This window comes from Phytobacter sp., assembly GCF_059074235.1.
Map to the genome: position 1 here is coordinate 145,412 of NZ_JCACPZ010000001.1, position 14,922 is coordinate 160,333.

14 protein-coding genes, 1 tRNA gene and 1 pseudogene are annotated in these 14,922 nt (G+C 50.2%); 9 read left to right on the forward strand and 7 right to left on the reverse strand.

Annotated features, from left to right (window positions below):
* Positions 1-205 precede the first annotated feature (205 nt).
* On the forward strand, positions 206-640 hold the full coding sequence (locus tag AC5JPW_RS00680) for a hypothetical protein (RefSeq protein ID WP_494237713.1): 435 nt from the start codon (positions 206-208) through the stop codon (positions 638-640).
* A 43-nt stretch (positions 641-683) separates the two neighbouring features.
* On the opposite strand, the pseudogene AC5JPW_RS00685 reads toward AC5JPW_RS00680, so the two are convergent.
* Positions 684-950: pseudogene (locus AC5JPW_RS00685) on the reverse strand (RNA 2'-phosphotransferase); the annotation flags it as partial.
* A gap of 9 nt (positions 951-959) precedes the next feature.
* Positions 960-2,906 carry a flagellin N-terminal helical domain-containing protein gene (locus AC5JPW_RS00690; protein ID WP_494237714.1) on the reverse strand — a complete coding sequence of 649 codons (1,947 nt, stop codon included), beginning with the start codon at positions 2,904-2,906 and terminating at the stop codon, positions 960-962.
* 421 nt (positions 2,907-3,327) lie between these two features.
* Between AC5JPW_RS00690 and AC5JPW_RS00695 the strand changes: the two genes are divergently transcribed.
* Together AC5JPW_RS00695 and AC5JPW_RS00700 are read left to right on the forward strand one after the other, a co-directional pair.
* Positions 3,328-4,578, forward strand: coding sequence for an ATP-grasp domain-containing protein (locus AC5JPW_RS00695; RefSeq protein WP_494237715.1), 1,251 nt, complete (start codon positions 3,328-3,330; stop codon positions 4,576-4,578).
* A 21-nt stretch (positions 4,579-4,599) separates the two neighbouring features.
* On the forward strand, positions 4,600-5,706 hold the full coding sequence (locus AC5JPW_RS00700) for a phosphoserine transaminase (protein WP_494237716.1): 1,107 nt from the start codon (positions 4,600-4,602) through the stop codon (positions 5,704-5,706).
* Between the two features lie 177 nt (positions 5,707-5,883).
* Here the strand turns inward: AC5JPW_RS00700 and AC5JPW_RS00705 are convergent, their stop codons facing one another.
* Positions 5,884-6,075, reverse strand: coding sequence for a hypothetical protein (locus AC5JPW_RS00705; protein ID WP_494237717.1), 192 nt, complete (start codon positions 6,073-6,075; stop codon positions 5,884-5,886).
* Entirely contained in the window at positions 6,075-6,437 is a 363-nt protein-coding gene (locus AC5JPW_RS00710) for a SymE family type I addiction module toxin (RefSeq protein ID WP_494237718.1), read from the reverse strand. The genes AC5JPW_RS00705 and AC5JPW_RS00710 overlap by 1 nt, the downstream gene beginning before the upstream one ends.
* A gap of 125 nt (positions 6,438-6,562) precedes the next feature.
* On the opposite strand from AC5JPW_RS00710, the gene AC5JPW_RS00715 reads away from it, so the two are divergent.
* The 3 genes from AC5JPW_RS00715 to AC5JPW_RS00725 are packed head-to-tail and all read left to right on the forward strand — an operon-like array spanning position 6,563 to position 8,057.
* The gene (locus tag AC5JPW_RS00715) at positions 6,563-6,730 is read left to right on the forward strand and encodes a YlcI/YnfO family protein (protein WP_494237719.1); all 168 of its coding nucleotides are present in this window, start codon (positions 6,563-6,565) and stop codon (positions 6,728-6,730) included.
* 36 nt (positions 6,731-6,766) lie between these two features.
* The gene (locus AC5JPW_RS00720) at positions 6,767-7,627 is read left to right on the forward strand and encodes a hypothetical protein (RefSeq protein WP_494237720.1); all 861 of its coding nucleotides are present in this window, start codon (positions 6,767-6,769) and stop codon (positions 7,625-7,627) included.
* Entirely contained in the window at positions 7,608-8,057 is a 450-nt protein-coding gene (locus tag AC5JPW_RS00725; RefSeq protein ID WP_494237721.1) for a hypothetical protein, read from the forward strand. The genes AC5JPW_RS00720 and AC5JPW_RS00725 overlap by 20 nt, the downstream gene beginning before the upstream one ends.
* 10 nt (positions 8,058-8,067) lie before the next feature.
* Here AC5JPW_RS00725 and AC5JPW_RS00730 read toward each other — a convergent pair whose 3' ends face one another.
* Together AC5JPW_RS00730 and AC5JPW_RS00735 are read right to left on the reverse strand one after the other, a co-directional pair.
* Positions 8,068-8,538, reverse strand: a complete 471-nt coding sequence (locus AC5JPW_RS00730) for a hypothetical protein (protein ID WP_494237722.1) — start codon at positions 8,536-8,538, stop codon at positions 8,068-8,070.
* Between the two features lie 44 nt (positions 8,539-8,582).
* Positions 8,583-8,677: transfer RNA gene (locus AC5JPW_RS00735), tRNA-Sec, on the reverse strand.
* 286 nt (positions 8,678-8,963) lie between these two features.
* Between AC5JPW_RS00735 and AC5JPW_RS00740 the strand changes: the two genes are divergently transcribed.
* The 3 genes from AC5JPW_RS00740 (at position 8,964) to AC5JPW_RS00750 (ending at position 13,550) form a co-directional block, all read left to right on the forward strand.
* Positions 8,964-10,358, forward strand: coding sequence for a glycoside-pentoside-hexuronide family transporter (locus tag AC5JPW_RS00740; protein WP_494237723.1), 1,395 nt, complete (start codon positions 8,964-8,966; stop codon positions 10,356-10,358).
* 12 nt (positions 10,359-10,370) lie between these two features.
* A complete protein-coding gene (yicI, locus tag AC5JPW_RS00745) occupies positions 10,371-12,689 on the forward strand; it encodes an alpha-xylosidase (protein ID WP_494237724.1) in 2,319 nt (772 codons plus the stop codon).
* Positions 12,690-13,070: 381 nt separating this feature from the next.
* Complete coding sequence (locus AC5JPW_RS00750; protein WP_494238119.1) at positions 13,071-13,550, forward strand: DUF2778 domain-containing protein; 480 nt, start codon at positions 13,071-13,073, stop codon at positions 13,548-13,550.
* 398 nt (positions 13,551-13,948) lie between these two features.
* Here AC5JPW_RS00750 and AC5JPW_RS00755 read toward each other — a convergent pair whose 3' ends face one another.
* Positions 13,949-14,920 carry a family 8 glycosyl hydrolase gene (locus AC5JPW_RS00755; RefSeq protein WP_494238120.1) on the reverse strand — a complete coding sequence of 324 codons (972 nt, stop codon included), beginning with the start codon at positions 14,918-14,920 and terminating at the stop codon, positions 13,949-13,951.
* Positions 14,921-14,922: the final 2 nt, after the last annotated feature.

The window sequence follows — 14,922 nt, forward strand, 5'->3', positions numbered from 1 at the left end:
TTGTTTTTGGTTTTTAACTCGTGCAGATTTGCTGCTCAGTGTGGATGAGAATTGTTTATACTAATGTTATCCAGCATTTTTGTAGGCGTGGAATATATGGAAGCAGCAAGCGAAATTGCAATATCTCTTCTTGATAAAATAGTAGTATCAGATAACAAACTTCCTGCTCAGGCTTTTCACCCATTTAAATGAGGTAGATATAAGAATGTATGATCAATTTGATGCTTGTATATTTGACTTTAGTCTTGAGCGTGAACCAGGTGATTACTGGTATGATTGCGCCATTTTAGAGTCAACTGAGATATTGAGAAAATTTGGTAGAAATGATTGGGAGATTCTGTTATCCCAGATTAAATTAAAATCTTTATTCTGGAAAAAAAGACTGATTGAATGTTTAGGTGACTTGCATACGCCATACGAATTAAAGGTTATTTTAAGTGTTATTGATTCAGGGGATAAGGATTTATTTATTGATTGTGTTGATTCCCTAAGGTCGCTGGACATGTCAGAGATAAGAAAAGATGAAAAAGATATATTATTGTATGAAGCTAAATGTTTATTAAATGAAGTCGTGTCTCCAGTCAAAGATATCTTAGAAGATCTCATCAATAAAATTATAAAAAGTGATAGTGAGTCCTAGATTAAGTCCCTGTTCAGTGACTGGGATTGTTTTATTCTCCACCTCACCCTTCCTGCACAAACTCCCAGGGAATGGTGTTCGACAGCCAGACGCCGTTATCGGCCTGATAGAACCTAAAGCCTTGTTCGAACATGGCGCGGGCGTTGATGGTGAGCACGACCGGTTTCCCGTGACGCTGACCGACCTGAACAGCGGTTGCCTCATCCTGAGATAAATGCACATGCTGACGGTCTTTAGAGATAATGCCCTGTTCCATGATGGATGCTAAAAATCGGCTGGCGGTGCTATGGAACAGCACGTCAGGCGGCGTGATTTTTACTCATAATTTCGTTCTCAACATCGCTCCATCCTGTGGCAAGTGATTAATTATACTCCCTTTCAGGCTCCCCCCCCTCAACAGCGACAGCACCAGTTCTGGCGTGCTATTTGCCTTCACCAGCATCTCGGCACTCGCCTGTTGCAACAACTGCGTGCGGGTCATAGCCGACACTTCAGTTGCATAATCGGCATCTTCAATACGTGAACGGCTCGCAGCGATGGCGCTGGTCGCACTGTCCTGAAGGTTCTGCACCGACTCCAGCCGGTTGGCGACAGCACCCAGTTGCGTACGCTGGGTATCGATCCGCTTGATGGCGCGGTCGAGCGTGGCCAGCGGGTCATCCGGGTTGCGCAGACGAATACCTGAACCCACTTCAGAGATAGTCATCACCGTATGGTTGGTGTCGGTGTCTGTGTTGGAATAGATGCTGGTCGCGTAGTAAATCTGTACCTCACCCACGCCGTTAAGTGTTTTAAGCAGGTAAGGGTCGGTGAGGCTATTCCTTACGTTCAGCGTGGCGGTCTTCGAAATATCACTGCCCGGAAGGTCCATATAATAGTTGCCGTCGCTGTCCAGTCGCAGCACATCCGTAAAGGTTTTGCCCTGGGCGTCGGTGTAATTGACCTGCACGTTCGCCGGGTCGAAGGTGACATACGCGTTCCCGCTCACGTTGGTCACGGGCGTAAAACTGTTTAAAGAGGTACCACTGGTGGCGGTGACGCTTAATGAGGTGGTCGTGCCGTCCGATGTGGCCGTGAACGTGGCCGGGTAATACTGCAAATTACCGCCGTTGTTCACTTCCATCACGTACTGGCTGCCGGATTTCATCAGCCTGCCTGCCACCGCATTACCGTTGGCGTCAGTGAAGGTCGATGCCACCGTGCTGCTGTCGACCGCAGGGGTGGTCGTGACGTTGGTCGGCAGGGTGGTGAATTCGAAATCCTCTTTACTGGCGGCGCTGGTTATTTGCGCCGTCACCGCGCCCGTCGGGCCAAAGGTCAGGCTGGCCGGGGAGTAAGTATTACCCTGTTGAATATAATACTGACCGCTATCTTCGGTCAGCGTGCCGCTGGCTGCTGTACCGTCATTGTTGAGAACATTCAGTGTGGTAATGGCGCGGGAAGGAATTTGCCTGGCGTCGGCGTACAGCGGCGTGCCTGAATAGGCACGGACAGTAATAGTACCTGTGCCGGCTTGTGTATCCCAAAGCGCCTGGTATGAGGCCAGGTTGTAGGCGGTATTACCGTTAGCATCCAGACCCTGAATGTAATACTCATGGTCGGTGCCCCTGACCAGTTGGGGCGAGGTCAATGTGGTGCCGGTGTAGCTTACCGTTGTCGCGCTGTTGCTCAGCGACATCGCATTGGCATAACCCACATAACGGTTTACCTCAGACACGGTCCCGCTGATGCCACTGATAATCAGGTCTTTCAGCCCGAGTTCGTCCACGCTGAAGCCGGGGGAAGATAAGTCGAGGTCGATTTTCTCGTTATCACGTGTTCCGACCTGGAACCCCAGCTTGCCCGCGCTGCCATCCAGCAGATTAATGCCGTTGAAATTCGACGTGGAATTAAGCTGGTCGATGGCCTTCAGGTTGAGGTTGATCTCCGCCTGAATGGCATCTGAATCTTCCTGCGAGTTAATGCCGTTCAGCCCCTGCACTGTCAGTTCACGAATGCGTTGCAGGCGATTGTTGATTTCATCGAGCGCGCTTTCCGCCGTCTCCACCATCGACAGCCCATCCCCCGCATTACGTTTCGCCTGCGACAGCCCGCTTTGCTGGCTGGCGAGACGGTTGGCAATCGCCTGCCCGGCGGCGTTATCGCTGGCACTGTTAATACGCAGACCCGACGACAAACGGCGGATAGAAGCATCCAGCTCTGACTTGCTCTTAGCCGCCTGGTTCTGGGTGTTTAGTGAAGAAAGATTGGTTTTGAGACTGATCATTAGCCTGCTCACGAAGAAATCCCTGGTATGGGTTATCGGCATTGACCTTAATTCTTTAGGGACATAATTTTACTTAAGCGATGCTTATGAGAGGTAAAAGAGGATTGCTCTTCTCATTAAAGAGAATTGATGAATTCACAACATATCCTGTTGGTAGTTGGATTTTTGTTGATATTTAGATGGCGAAACGTACCCGCCCTACGAAATAAGGTAGGGCAAGGAAACGGCAGGTTAATCGTGGTATTTGCCTCTGCCCCGGCGGAAATCGTTGCGGGCAAATTCTCCGAATTGCATCCAAAAACAGAGGATAATTGGCGTTTTGCTTTTCTTGACTGCTGGTTTAATGGTGCGGTTATGTCTGAATCCTTCGCTGCTGCCTGGCGAGCTTTCGGCACTTATCCTCCAAAAAGAGAATTGACGATTGAACACACCAGCGTCAGCCGACACGTTGCCTGCGTCCGAAGCAGCGTTCCCGCCAGCGGCCAGTTATTTCGGACTCGCCCCCTTCCTGCGCATGAGCATTGCCGGTTTTGATTTCACGGCGCACACCCAGGCGATGATCGCCGAGGCGCAGGACAACCCGGACGACGCCATGCTGTGGATGAACCTCTCCACTGCGATGATGAGCCTCAAGCACGAAGAACTCGGGTTGACCATTCAGGATCAAGCGCTGGCGCAACAGCGCATTTATGTGCGCCCCGCTGCGGTTCAGCCTGCCAAACTGCGGCTGCTGATGCTGGTTGTGCCGGGTAACTTGTCTGCCAACGTGCCGATTGACTGCCTGCTGGAAAACAGCGACGTCGACCTCATTTATTACTTTATGGACCCGCACGGCGCTGAGCCGCTGGCCTGGGACATCCCCGAGCACGACCTGACGATGGTGGCAGTGGGCGCGAGCGACGACACCCGCGAGCTGATTACCCGTCTTGAACACAAACTCGCCGACTGGCCGACGCCGGTGATTAACGCGCCGCAGTTTGTGTTTTCGTCTGAACGCAACACTGCCAGCCTGCTACTGCAAAACGTGCCGGGCCTGCAAATCAGCCCCGCGCTGCACATTACCCGTACCGAACTTGAAGAAGTTGCCGCTGGTAGCCTGATGCTGTCGGACGTGGTCGCAGGGCACCAGTTCCCGATCATTCTGCGCCCGGTGGGCACCCACGGTGGTCACGGTCTGCAAAAACTCGACACCCCGGCGGAAGTGGCAACCTATCTCACTGAGTTGAACGAACCCGTGTTCTTCCTTTCGCAGTTTATTGATTACAGCGGCGATGACGGCCAGTTCCGCAAATTCCGCGTGGTGCTGATCGACGGTAAACCTTACGCCTGCCATATGGGCATTTCATCACACTGGATGATTCACTACGTGAATGCGGGCATGTACGAAGATGCCGCCAAACGTGCCGAAGAAGCGGTGTTTTTGAACACATTTGCCGATTTTGCCGAGCGTCACAAAGTCGCGCTCGACACCATTTATCAGCGCTCCGGGCTGGATTACCTCGGGATTGATTGCGCAGAAACCAAAGACGGGCAGTTCCTGGTGTTTGAAATCGACCCGGCGATGGTGATTCACGCCATGGACGATGAGGTGCTGTTCCCGAATAAACAGATTCACATGAGCAAAGTCATCAACGCATTTCGCAACCTGCTGTTAGCGCGGGTTGGTCATTAATTTGAGTACAGTGGAAAACCTATGTCATTAAATCCAAAGAACGCCCTTAACTTTTCTGGTGGCCCGGGTGCGCTGCCGGAAGTGGTTCTGAACCAGGTTCAGCAGTCGATCATCAACGTGCCGGAAGTGGGCCTGTCCATCCTCGGCATCAGCCACCGTTCCGCGTGGTTTGAAAACGTGGTGCGCGAAACAGAAAACAACATTCGCACGCTGCTTAACCTGCCGGATGATTTCCACATTCTGTTCCTGCAAGGGGGCGCGACCCAGCAGTTCTCCCAGGTGCCAATGACCATGCTGCGCGGCAAAAAACACGCCGCCGAGTACCTGGACACCGGTTACTGGAGCCGCAAAGTGGTTACCGAAGCGATGCGCGAAGGCCCGGTAAAAGTGGTCTGGAGCGGTGAGAGCGACGGCTATCGTCGTCTGCCGAACGACGGCGAAGTGACCTTCTCCCCGGATGCGCCGTACATTCACTATGTTTCCAACGAGACGGTGGAAGGTCTGCAATTCAACCGCGTGCTGGGTCACGACCACGTGCCGCGCGTGTGTGATATGTCTTCCGACTTCCTCTCCAAACCGTGCGAAGCGGACAAGTTCTCCCTGATTTATGCCCACGCGCAGAAGAACATCGGCCCGGCAGGCGTGACCATTGTGCTGATCCGCGACAGCGTGGTTCAGGCGGGCACCAAAGAACTGCCTGCATTCCTTGACTACCGTCGCCAGATTGAAGCGCACTCCAACCTGAACACCCCGCCAGTGTTCGCCATTTACGTGGTGCTGCTGGTGACCCGTTGGCTGCTGAATGATGTGGGCGGCGTGGAAAAAATGGGCGAAATCAACCGCGTGAAAGCCGACCTGCTGTACAGCATTCTCGACAACAGCGACGATTTCTATCACTCATGGGCCGCACCTGAGCACCGTTCAGACATGAACGTGGCGTTCACCCTGCCGACCAAAGAGATTGAAGCCGCGTTCTTCGAAGAAACCCGCGCCGCAGACTTCTCCGGCCTCGAAGGCCACCGCGCCATCGGCGGCGTGCGTGCATCAATCTACAACGCCCTGAGCGTAACGGCAGTTGAGAAACTCGCCGACTTTATGCAGGACTTCCAGCGCCGCCACCGCAAATAAGCGGGAGCGGTAGCAAGACAGGACAGGGACGTTCTGTTTGAGTGGAGTTTGTATTGGTAGGTCGGGTAAGCGAAGCGCCACCCGACGTTTCCGGTTGTTCGGCTTTACCGAACAGCCGGGCCTTGATGCCGAAAGATGTTTGTAGGTCGGATAAGCGAAGCGTCATCCGACAATTCGTCAGCACGAACGTTTAAGGCTTACTTGCACGTTGCCAGGTTTTACGTTGGCTGGGTTGATTACCTCGCTCCCAACTAAGTCCCGGAAAAAAGTCTCGCCATCAGCGGTATTTCCAGCCTCTATGTCATCATTTGCACGCTGGATTTTGGCTTTCAAATCCTGCAGCTTTTTTTCTTCGTCATCCATGCCCATCAGTATGAAGGTCCCAGTAGCTTTCGCAGATCGGGTAAGGGAGGGACTTTGGTTATCAATGGCGTTACGTCCTGTTTTTCCACATGCACCGCCGCTTTAATTCCCTCTAACCACTGACGCACTTCTTTTAATTCCGCCGTTAACGTCTCTTCTTTGTCCGTAAAGGCCGTCAGCACGATACAGCCGTTCATCGCTCTCAGCGTGTAATGCTGCCCGGTATCAAACCCAACCTCCCGCAGCCACTTGCCGGAAATCGTCAAACTCGGCGAACTTTTATCACGACCACGCGGGCGATATCCCACAATTAACTCACGCGAGGTTCCAGTGGTCGTAATGTCCAGGTTAGAATGCAAATCAGCCATAATCAACTCCTTGATAGTTGGTGAGGTTAGACGCTCCGGTGGTGTTCGAGCACCGCTAGAGTGTTGATAAAGAATTCATGTGGTAGGTACCGCGTGAAGTTAACTTAACCTAATTGGTACCTACCATGCAAGAAAAAAAGAAACTCAGTTTTGACCGTACGAAAAGCACCATGAAGAACATTCGTTTTGAGGATGAACTGCTGGAGCAGATCGAGAAGGCGGCAGGGAAAGGGAATTTTAGTAAGTGGGTGAAAGAGGCGTGCAGACTCAGAATTAAAAATAGTAATTATTAATAATATAATGCGATTCTAAAAAAAGAAGGTCATTAAATGAATGAAGCACTGATAATTAAATTTGATTATAGCAAAAACAGAAAAGACCCAATTGAAATATTAAATATATTCACACAGTATGTCAGGTTCTATGAAAACATAGGAACGCTGTCGCTAAGTTCGATTAATCAAAAAGATGCCGCAGTTTTCGAAATTGTGAAATTTGAAAGTGGCTCTGTAATTGCTTGGATAAAATGCAAACTCGATGAGTTAAATTTATTTGTTTTTGAAAGTGCGAACGAATTAGCTAACGCTATTGAAAAGAATAGTAATATAACTACCAAAGATGAGTTAGTAGAGATTGGAGATAAACTAGGTAAATTCATTAAAGAAAAACATCCAAGTAGAATGGGTATTGAACCAGAAATAGACATGGAAAGGTTGGCGGAATTATTATTTGATTACTCCACTGTGAATGCTAGGATTAATCAAGATGAATATGTATCAATTGGGATCGGAATCCCTGGGGGAGAAAGAAAGGTTAGGAAGTTAAATTGCGACTTTTCTATTTCTCACAATGTTATCGATATGTTTGCAAGAAATGGGGGGCATTATAAAAGAACTTCATTTTTCTATGTTCACGTTCTAGTTAACAAAGGTCACAATGTATGGAAATTAGAGGAGGTGGGGTTGAATAATACTTTTAATGCGCATTTCCAAAATGAAGAGTGGTTAAGAAAGTATCAGTCCGGAATAATATCCCCTATAGGGCCAAATGATGTATTAGAAGCTAAAATAGAGTATGATGTACTTTATTCTAAAAAAACTAATAAACCTAAATTCAAAAATGTCAAAATAATTGATGTGATCGGGATTCATAGAGGTTGGGGAAGAACAAATGATCTCTTCAAAGATTGATTGGAATGATAAAAAATCAATGCTAGCTGATGTTTATGGTGAGGTGATATTTATAATTATTCCTTTTGTTTGTCTTGTTATAATCAATTTTGTTAAAAATTTTGATACTACTTCTAGTGTAATAGATGCAATTATGTTAGCGACAGACTGGTCACTAATATCTGCAGTAATCTACGGCCAGTGTATTTGTAAAATCGCCAAAGTTATCCCACTTTGTTCTTCGGCGATAGATGGGCCAAAGTTTACCTTCTATATATCAAAAAGATGTTGCTTGCTTTTTTTATCGCTAATTTTTTATGGAATTATAGTTTTTAAACCAATAATGATAATTGGAGTATTGCAAGTTTTACTTTTTATCTTTTCTATTTTCTTGTTTGTTAAAGATAGCCTAGCCTCAAAAATTTTAGAAAAACGGTATGTAAAAGATTGATTAGCTATTGTTAATTGCGTTTTTTGTCATTCTCGATTTGATAGATTTTTTTTAAGTTAGACACTCTGTCAGAGTGCGTTTTTTCTCTTTCTTTTATTATGTTATTTAATTTTTCCATTTCTGATATGTATTGATTTCGTGCTTCGCCTAATGAGTAAATGCTTAATTTATCCGAGGCGTTTTCTAATGCTGTTTGCAAAGGACGCATTGCTTCTAAATACGCTTGGTCTTCTTTCTGAATTCTACTGTCTAGAATCGTTATTATGGTTTCATTTTTCGTTGCTAATTCTAACTGTTTCGATGCCCACACATACCCTACGATGCCACTTAAAATACTAAATGAACTGAAGGCTAAAGATATATATAAAACCTGCTTAAAGGATCGATGATATTTATTGCAACTATCTATGATTTTTAGAAGTGAAATAATCAATATTGCCAAGAAACCTAGATATCCATATTCTAAAAAATCAGGTGACATTTTTTTCCCTGTTGTGGTTTCACATTTAAAAAAATAGAACATTTTGGCGGAAGATCACAGGAGTCGAACCTGCCCGGGATCGCTGGCGACCCCATCTGGATTTGAAGTCCAGCCGCCTCACCGGAGACGACGATCTTCCGCGCCTCGATTGCTACATGGAGGCGGGGCGCATTATAGCCACTTTCAAGTGCTAACCACATCCCCCATCACACTTTTTTCTCGCTCTGCTTCGCGAATTTCACCTCGTTTGAGATAAATCCTCACCTTTTCCGAGAGTTACCATTTTTCGGCGTAATTGCGGAACCACGATCACAGAAAACAAGAATCATAATTTGATAACCAGAAAACGGAATTCCTGCGTAAAAGGTGATGGTTTACAACGTTCAGAACCATTCTCAGCGCACTTCTGCGCGTAAGGAATCTTCATGAACTCGCACATCATCTCAGTGAAGGAAAAAATTGGTTACGGCATGGGTGACGCCGCCAGCCACATCATTTTCGATAACGTCATGCTCTACATGATGTTCTTCTATACCGATATCTTCGGCATTCCAGCCGGGTTCGTGGGCACCATGTTCCTGCTGGCGCGTGCGCTCGATGCCATCTCTGATCCGTGCATGGGGCTGATTGCCGACCGAACGCGCAGCCGCTGGGGAAAATTCCGCCCGTGGATACTCTTCGGTGCCATTCCTTTTGGCCTGGTGTGCGTGCTGGCCTACAGCACCCCGGACCTCACTCACAACGGTAAACTGATTTACGCCGCCATCACCTACACGCTGCTGACGTTGCTCTACACCGTGGTGAACATCCCTTACTGCGCGCTCGGCGGCGTCATCACCGACGACCCGAAACAGCGTATCTCCCTGCAATCCTGGCGCTTCGTGCTGGCGACGGCGGGCGGCATGCTCTCCACCGTACTGATGATGCCGCTGGTGAACCTGATTGGCGGTGACGACAAAGCCTTCGGCTTCCAGGGCGGCATTGCGGTGCTCTCCGTGGTCGCCTTTATGATGCTGGCGTTCTGCTTCTTCACCACCAAAGAGCGCATCCAGGTGCCACCGAGCACCACGCCTATTCGTGAAGACCTGCGCGACATCTGGCAGAACGACCAGTGGCGCATCGTCGGCCTGCTGACGCTCCTTAACATCCTGGCCGTCTGCGTGCGCGGCGGCGCGATGATGTATTACTGCACCTGGATCATGGGTTCGGCGGGCATCTTCACCCTATTCCTCACCACCTACTGCGTCGGCAACCTGATTGGTTCTGCGCTGGCGAAACCGCTCACCGACTGGAAATGCAAAGTCAGCGTCTTCTGGTGGACCAACGCCATTCTGGCGGTCGTCAGCCTGGCGATGTTCTTCGTGCCGATCGCGGCCAACATCACCATGTTTGTCTTCATCTTCGTGATTGGCGTACTGCACCAACTGGTGACGCCGATTCAGTGGGTGATGATGTCCGACACTGTCGACTACGGCGAATGGCGCAACGGTAAACGCCTCACCGGCATCAGCTTTGCGGGCACGCTGTTCGTGCTCAAACTGGGCCTTGCCTTCGGTGGCGCGCTGATTGGCTGGATGCTCGCAGGCGGCGGTTACAACGCCGGAGCCAGCAGCCAGAACAGCGCCACCATCAGCATCATTATTGCCTTGTTCACCATCGTTCCGGCTGTCTGCTACCTGCTGAGCGCGATCGTCGCCAAACGCTTCTACACCCTGAAAACCCCGTTCCTCATCAAGATGATGGCGGAACTGGCGCAGGGTGCGCGCCGCAACGAGCAAGAATTCACCGAGCTTTCAGCGAACAAAGAATTTCAAAACTAAGAGGACGTCATTATGAAAATCAGTGATGGAAACTGGCTTATCCAGCCCGGGCTGAACCTTATCCACCCCATTCAGGTGTTCGATGTGGAACAGCAGGGGAATGAGATGGTGGTTCACGCCGCGCCGCGTGATGTGCGCGAGCGCACCTGGCAACTGGACACGCCGCTTTTCACTCTGCGTTTCTTCTCGCCGCAGGAAGGTGTGGTGGGTGTGCGCATTGAGCACTTCCAGGGGGCACTGGATAACGGCCCGCACTATCCGCTCAACGTCCTGAGCGATGTAAAAACAGAGATGCAAAACACCGCTGAATTTGCCGAGCTGAAAAGCGGCAACCTGAGTGTGCGAGTCACTAAAGGCGAGTTCTGGTCGCTGGATTTTCTGCGTGGCGGCGTGCGCCTCACCGGCAGCCAGGCGAAAAACAACGGCTACGTGCAGGACGGCAACACGTCGCGTAACTATATGTTCGAGCGGCTGGATTTGGGCGTGGGCGAGACGGTGTATGGCCTGGGCGAGCGCTTTACCGCGCTGGTGCGTAACGGCCAGACGGTGGAAACCTGGAACCGCGACGGCGGCACCAGCACCGAGCAGTCGTACAAGAACATCCCGTTTTACCTCACTAATCGCGGTTATGGCGTGCTGGTGAATCACCCGGAAAACGTGTCGTTTGAAATCGGCTCCGAGAAAGTCTCCAAAGTGCAGTTCAGTGTGGAAGGCGAGTATCTGGAGTACTTCGTGATCGACGGGCCGACACCGAAAGAGGTGCTCAACCGCTACACGCAGTTCACCGGGCGTCCGGCGCTGCCGCCTGCATGGTCATTCGGCCTGTGGCTCACCACTTCGTTCACCACCAACTACGACGAAGCGACGGTGAACAGCTTTATCGACGGCATGGCAGAGCGCAACCTGCCGCTGCACGTCTTCCACTTTGACTGCTTCTGGATGAAGGCCTTCCAGTGGTGCGATTTTGAGTGGGACCCGGTCACCTTCCCGGACCCGGAAGGGATGATCCGCCGCCTGAAAGAAAAAGGGCTGAAGGTCTGCGTCTGGATTAACCCCTACATCGGGCAGAAATCCCCGGTGTTTAAAGAGCTAAAAGAGAAGGGCTATCTGCTCAAACGCCCGGATGGCTCGATCTGGCAGTGGGACAAGTGGCAGCCAGGGCTGGCGATTTATGACTTCACCAATCCGGACGCCTGTAAATGGTATGCCGACAAGCTGAAAGGCCTGGTGGATATTGGCGTCGACTGCTTCAAAACCGACTTTGGTGAGCGCATTCCGACAGATGTGGTTTGGCATGATGGTTCCGATCCGCAGAAAATGCACAACCATTATGCGTACATCTACAACGAACTGGTGTGGAACGTGCTCAAAGAGACGGTGGGCGAGAAAGAGGCGGTGCTGTTTGCCCGCTCGGCGTCCGTTGGCGCACAACAGTTCCCGGTGCACTGGGGCGGCGACTGCTACGCCAACTATGAATCAATGGCCGAAAGCCTGCGTGGCGGGTTGTCGATTGGTCTGTCTGGCTTTGGTTTCTGGAGCCACGATATCGGCGGCTTTGAGAACACCGCGCCTGCGGATGTTTACAAGCGCTGGTGCGCGTTCGGGCTGCTCTCCAGCCATAGTCGCCTGCACGGCAGCAAGTCCTACCGGGTGCCGTGGGCCTACGATGAAGAGTCCTGCGACGTGGTGCGCCACTTTACGGAGCTGAAGTGCCGGATGATGCCGTATCTCTATCGCCAGGCGGCGAAGGCCAATGAGTACGGCACGCCAATGCTGCGCGCCATGATGCTGGAGTTCCCGGATGACCCGGCCTGCGACTACCTCGACCGGCAGTACATGCTCGGTGACAGCGTTCTGGTGGCCCCGGTGTTCAGCGAAGCGGGCGATGTGCAGTTTTACCTGCCGGAAGGGCGCTGGACGCATCTGTGGCACAACGACGAAGTGCAGGGGAGTCGCTGGCATAAGCAGGTTCACGACATGCAAAGCCTGCCGGTGTACGTGCGCGGCAATACGCTGTTGGCACTCGGCGAGAACGACCAGAAGCCGGACTACGCCTGGCATGAAGGTACGGCATTCCAGTTGTTCGCCTTAGAGGACGGCCATGAAGCGGTGTGCGAAGTACCGGATGCCAATGGCTCAGTGCAGTTCCGTTTACGGGCGAAGCGCGAGGGCGGGGTGATAAGCGTGCAGGGCGAAGGCGAAGCGAGCAACTGGTCGCTGTGCTTGCGTAATGTCGCGCAGGTTGCTGGCGTACAGGGCGGTTCGCAGTCGGGCAGCGAATGGGGCGTGGTGATTACGCCGCAGGGCAGTGAGATTCGGGTGCAGTTGTAAGGTATTCTCTCACCCAAGAGGTTGAGGCACCTTCAGAAAAAAGAAAGGCACGACGAAGTGTGATCTACTGGCTGCGTTAAAAAATCAGAAGAGATTTCATCGTGCCTTTACAGACATTGCGCCTTCTTCGACCGTCTCGATTAATGGCAGCAGGCTTTAAATGGTGGAACATAAATTATGCAGGATAGGAAGAGAAGTGTTTCAATATACATTATTGAAAAGTAAAGGGTGTTTCTGTTTGATCTGTGATGCATGATTGAAAAAATCCTTCAACGGGAAAATATAATCATATGGAAGCTGTTTCCCTGCGTTAGGAAAAAATAACTAGGAAGCATTGTGAGAGCAATATCATTTATTTATGTTCAAGGGATGAACGATAATATTTTGAAATGTCTTTTTCACCTTAATGGTAGTTCACTGTCAACTTTAAGCTGTCCTGGTTTGGGATTCTTTCCTGCATACTCTGGGAATGCAGGACCATATCGAAATAATCCCGATGCGACACATATTAAAGATGTTGGGCCGCTGCCACCCGGGCGATATTTCATCGTAAACAGGCCTACAACTTTGTTAAGCCCTGTATATGATGCCCCTAAATCATTTTTTAGTGGCTCAGATCGTTCGGTTTGGTTTGGGTTGTTTCGCGATGATGGAAGTATAGATGACGTGACTTTATATAGAAATGTTCAGAGAGGTAATTTTAGATTGCATCCTGCTGGTTATAAAGGGATTAGTAACGGATGTATCACTCTCCCTGGTCGCTCTCATTATAAGATCTTACGAGATGCATTATTAAGTGAGCATAATTCTAAGATAAGAGTAAAATCCTTTATTGCATACGGAACGGTGCAGGTGTATTAATGGGAATTAAGAAAATAATAGTTTCAGGAATTATGTTTACAACATCATATATAATAATATATCTGATGTTGTTTTATATTGTGCCAGAGGACAAGATTTTTGAGTTGTTCAGTAATGTATATAGTGAATTTATTCCAGAAACTATGTGGGTTAATGTATTTTCATCGTTGCTTTTGGTTGGGGCGATGATAGTTAATGCGTTGTTATTTTATATTTTTTTTGTTATCCGAAAAACGAGATAAAAAATCCCAAAAGGATTTAAAGAGAGTCTTATGGGATAGCCGTATAAAGACACGATGAAGTGTGATCTGCTGGCTGCGCTAACAAATCAGGAGAGACTTCATCGTGCTTTTCACTTTTTGTGGGGATCCCTCAGCCCTGAGGATGAGGGAAAGGCACTACCTCTGCTGCGACACCCACACCAGCATCTTCAGGCTCGCGGAATAGTAATCATCCTGCACCATAATCTGCGGTTCGCTCATTGGTTCACCCAGAACCAAATCGCGCACGGCCAGCAGCCCGTCATTCATATTGTACGGTGAGGTATCGTTGGTCGTGACATTCACCCATGCCGGGGTGCGGCTGCGGTTGAAGCCCTGCCACCAGGCACGCCACGGAGCTAACAGTGTGCTTTGCGGGTTCCACCAGGCGACGTACAACGGAACACGAATCGCGTCGTAGCTCGTGCGCGGTGGCCACTCTTTGGCGGGCGTCAGCTTACCGTCTGCAGAGAGCGCCACCCAGTCGGTCGGCAAATGCGACTGACCAAAGCTCATTTTACCAAGCAGCGTGGAACCATCGCGGATCAGGTCACGCCACACGGTTAAATGGCTGCGGTTAGCAAAGTCCTGCCATGCCGGGAAGAGGAAGTACGACGGGTTCAGGTTCACATAGCTGTTGAGATTGAACCCCTTCGCCCCTGGCAACATTACCCGGTAGCCCGCAAAGCTGATAACTGTGTGCTTGAGCAGCGCCTGGGTAATGGCATCCGACGCCGTGGCATAGCTGTTATCATTCCAGCGCTGGCTGGCTTTGAGGAGCGCCCAGGCGATCATCGCATCGCCATCGGTGGCGTTGTTTTTATCGACAATCGGGTCGGCTTCAACTGGGTTATAACGCCAGTAAAACAGACCGGTATCTTTGTTTCTCAGCGTTTTGTTGGTCCAGCCCCAAATGCTGTCAAAGGCCGCCTTGTCGTTGCTGACCACCGCCATCAACATACCGTAGCTCTGGCCCTCCGAGTGGGAGACGCTTTTATTGCCGGTGTCGACAATGCGGCCATCCGGCATCAGAAAGCGCGCTTTGTAGGTATCCCAGGCTTGCCCCGCCATCGAGAATGACGAAAACAGCACACTCACCATGACCACCATCG

What these genes read in the sequence shown, in the direction of transcription:
- AC5JPW_RS00755 (WP_494238120.1), bottom strand. Translation starts at nt 14,920, where the DNA reads ATGGTGGTCATGGTGAGTGTGCTGTTTTCGTCATTCTCGATGGCGGGG.
- AC5JPW_RS00715 (WP_494237719.1), top strand. Translation starts at nt 6,563, where the DNA reads ATGCAAGAAAAAAAGAAACTCAGTTTTGACCGTACGAAAAGCACCATG.
- AC5JPW_RS00710 (WP_494237718.1), bottom strand. Translation starts at nt 6,437, where the DNA reads ATGGCTGATTTGCATTCTAACCTGGACATTACGACCACTGGAACCTCG.
- AC5JPW_RS00725 (WP_494237721.1), top strand. Translation starts at nt 7,608, where the DNA reads ATGATCTCTTCAAAGATTGATTGGAATGATAAAAAATCAATGCTAGCT.
- AC5JPW_RS00700 (WP_494237716.1), top strand. Translation starts at nt 4,600, where the DNA reads ATGTCATTAAATCCAAAGAACGCCCTTAACTTTTCTGGTGGCCCGGGT.
- AC5JPW_RS00690 (WP_494237714.1), bottom strand. Translation starts at nt 2,906, where the DNA reads ATGATCAGTCTCAAAACCAATCTTTCTTCACTAAACACCCAGAACCAG.
- AC5JPW_RS00720 (WP_494237720.1), top strand. Translation starts at nt 6,767, where the DNA reads ATGAATGAAGCACTGATAATTAAATTTGATTATAGCAAAAACAGAAAA.
- yicI (WP_494237724.1), top strand. Translation starts at nt 10,371, where the DNA reads ATGAAAATCAGTGATGGAAACTGGCTTATCCAGCCCGGGCTGAACCTT.
- AC5JPW_RS00740 (WP_494237723.1), top strand. Translation starts at nt 8,964, where the DNA reads ATGAACTCGCACATCATCTCAGTGAAGGAAAAAATTGGTTACGGCATG.
- AC5JPW_RS00705 (WP_494237717.1), bottom strand. Translation starts at nt 6,075, where the DNA reads ATGGGCATGGATGACGAAGAAAAAAAGCTGCAGGATTTGAAAGCCAAA.
- AC5JPW_RS00680 (WP_494237713.1), top strand. Translation starts at nt 206, where the DNA reads ATGTATGATCAATTTGATGCTTGTATATTTGACTTTAGTCTTGAGCGT.
- AC5JPW_RS00730 (WP_494237722.1), bottom strand. Translation starts at nt 8,538, where the DNA reads ATGTCACCTGATTTTTTAGAATATGGATATCTAGGTTTCTTGGCAATA.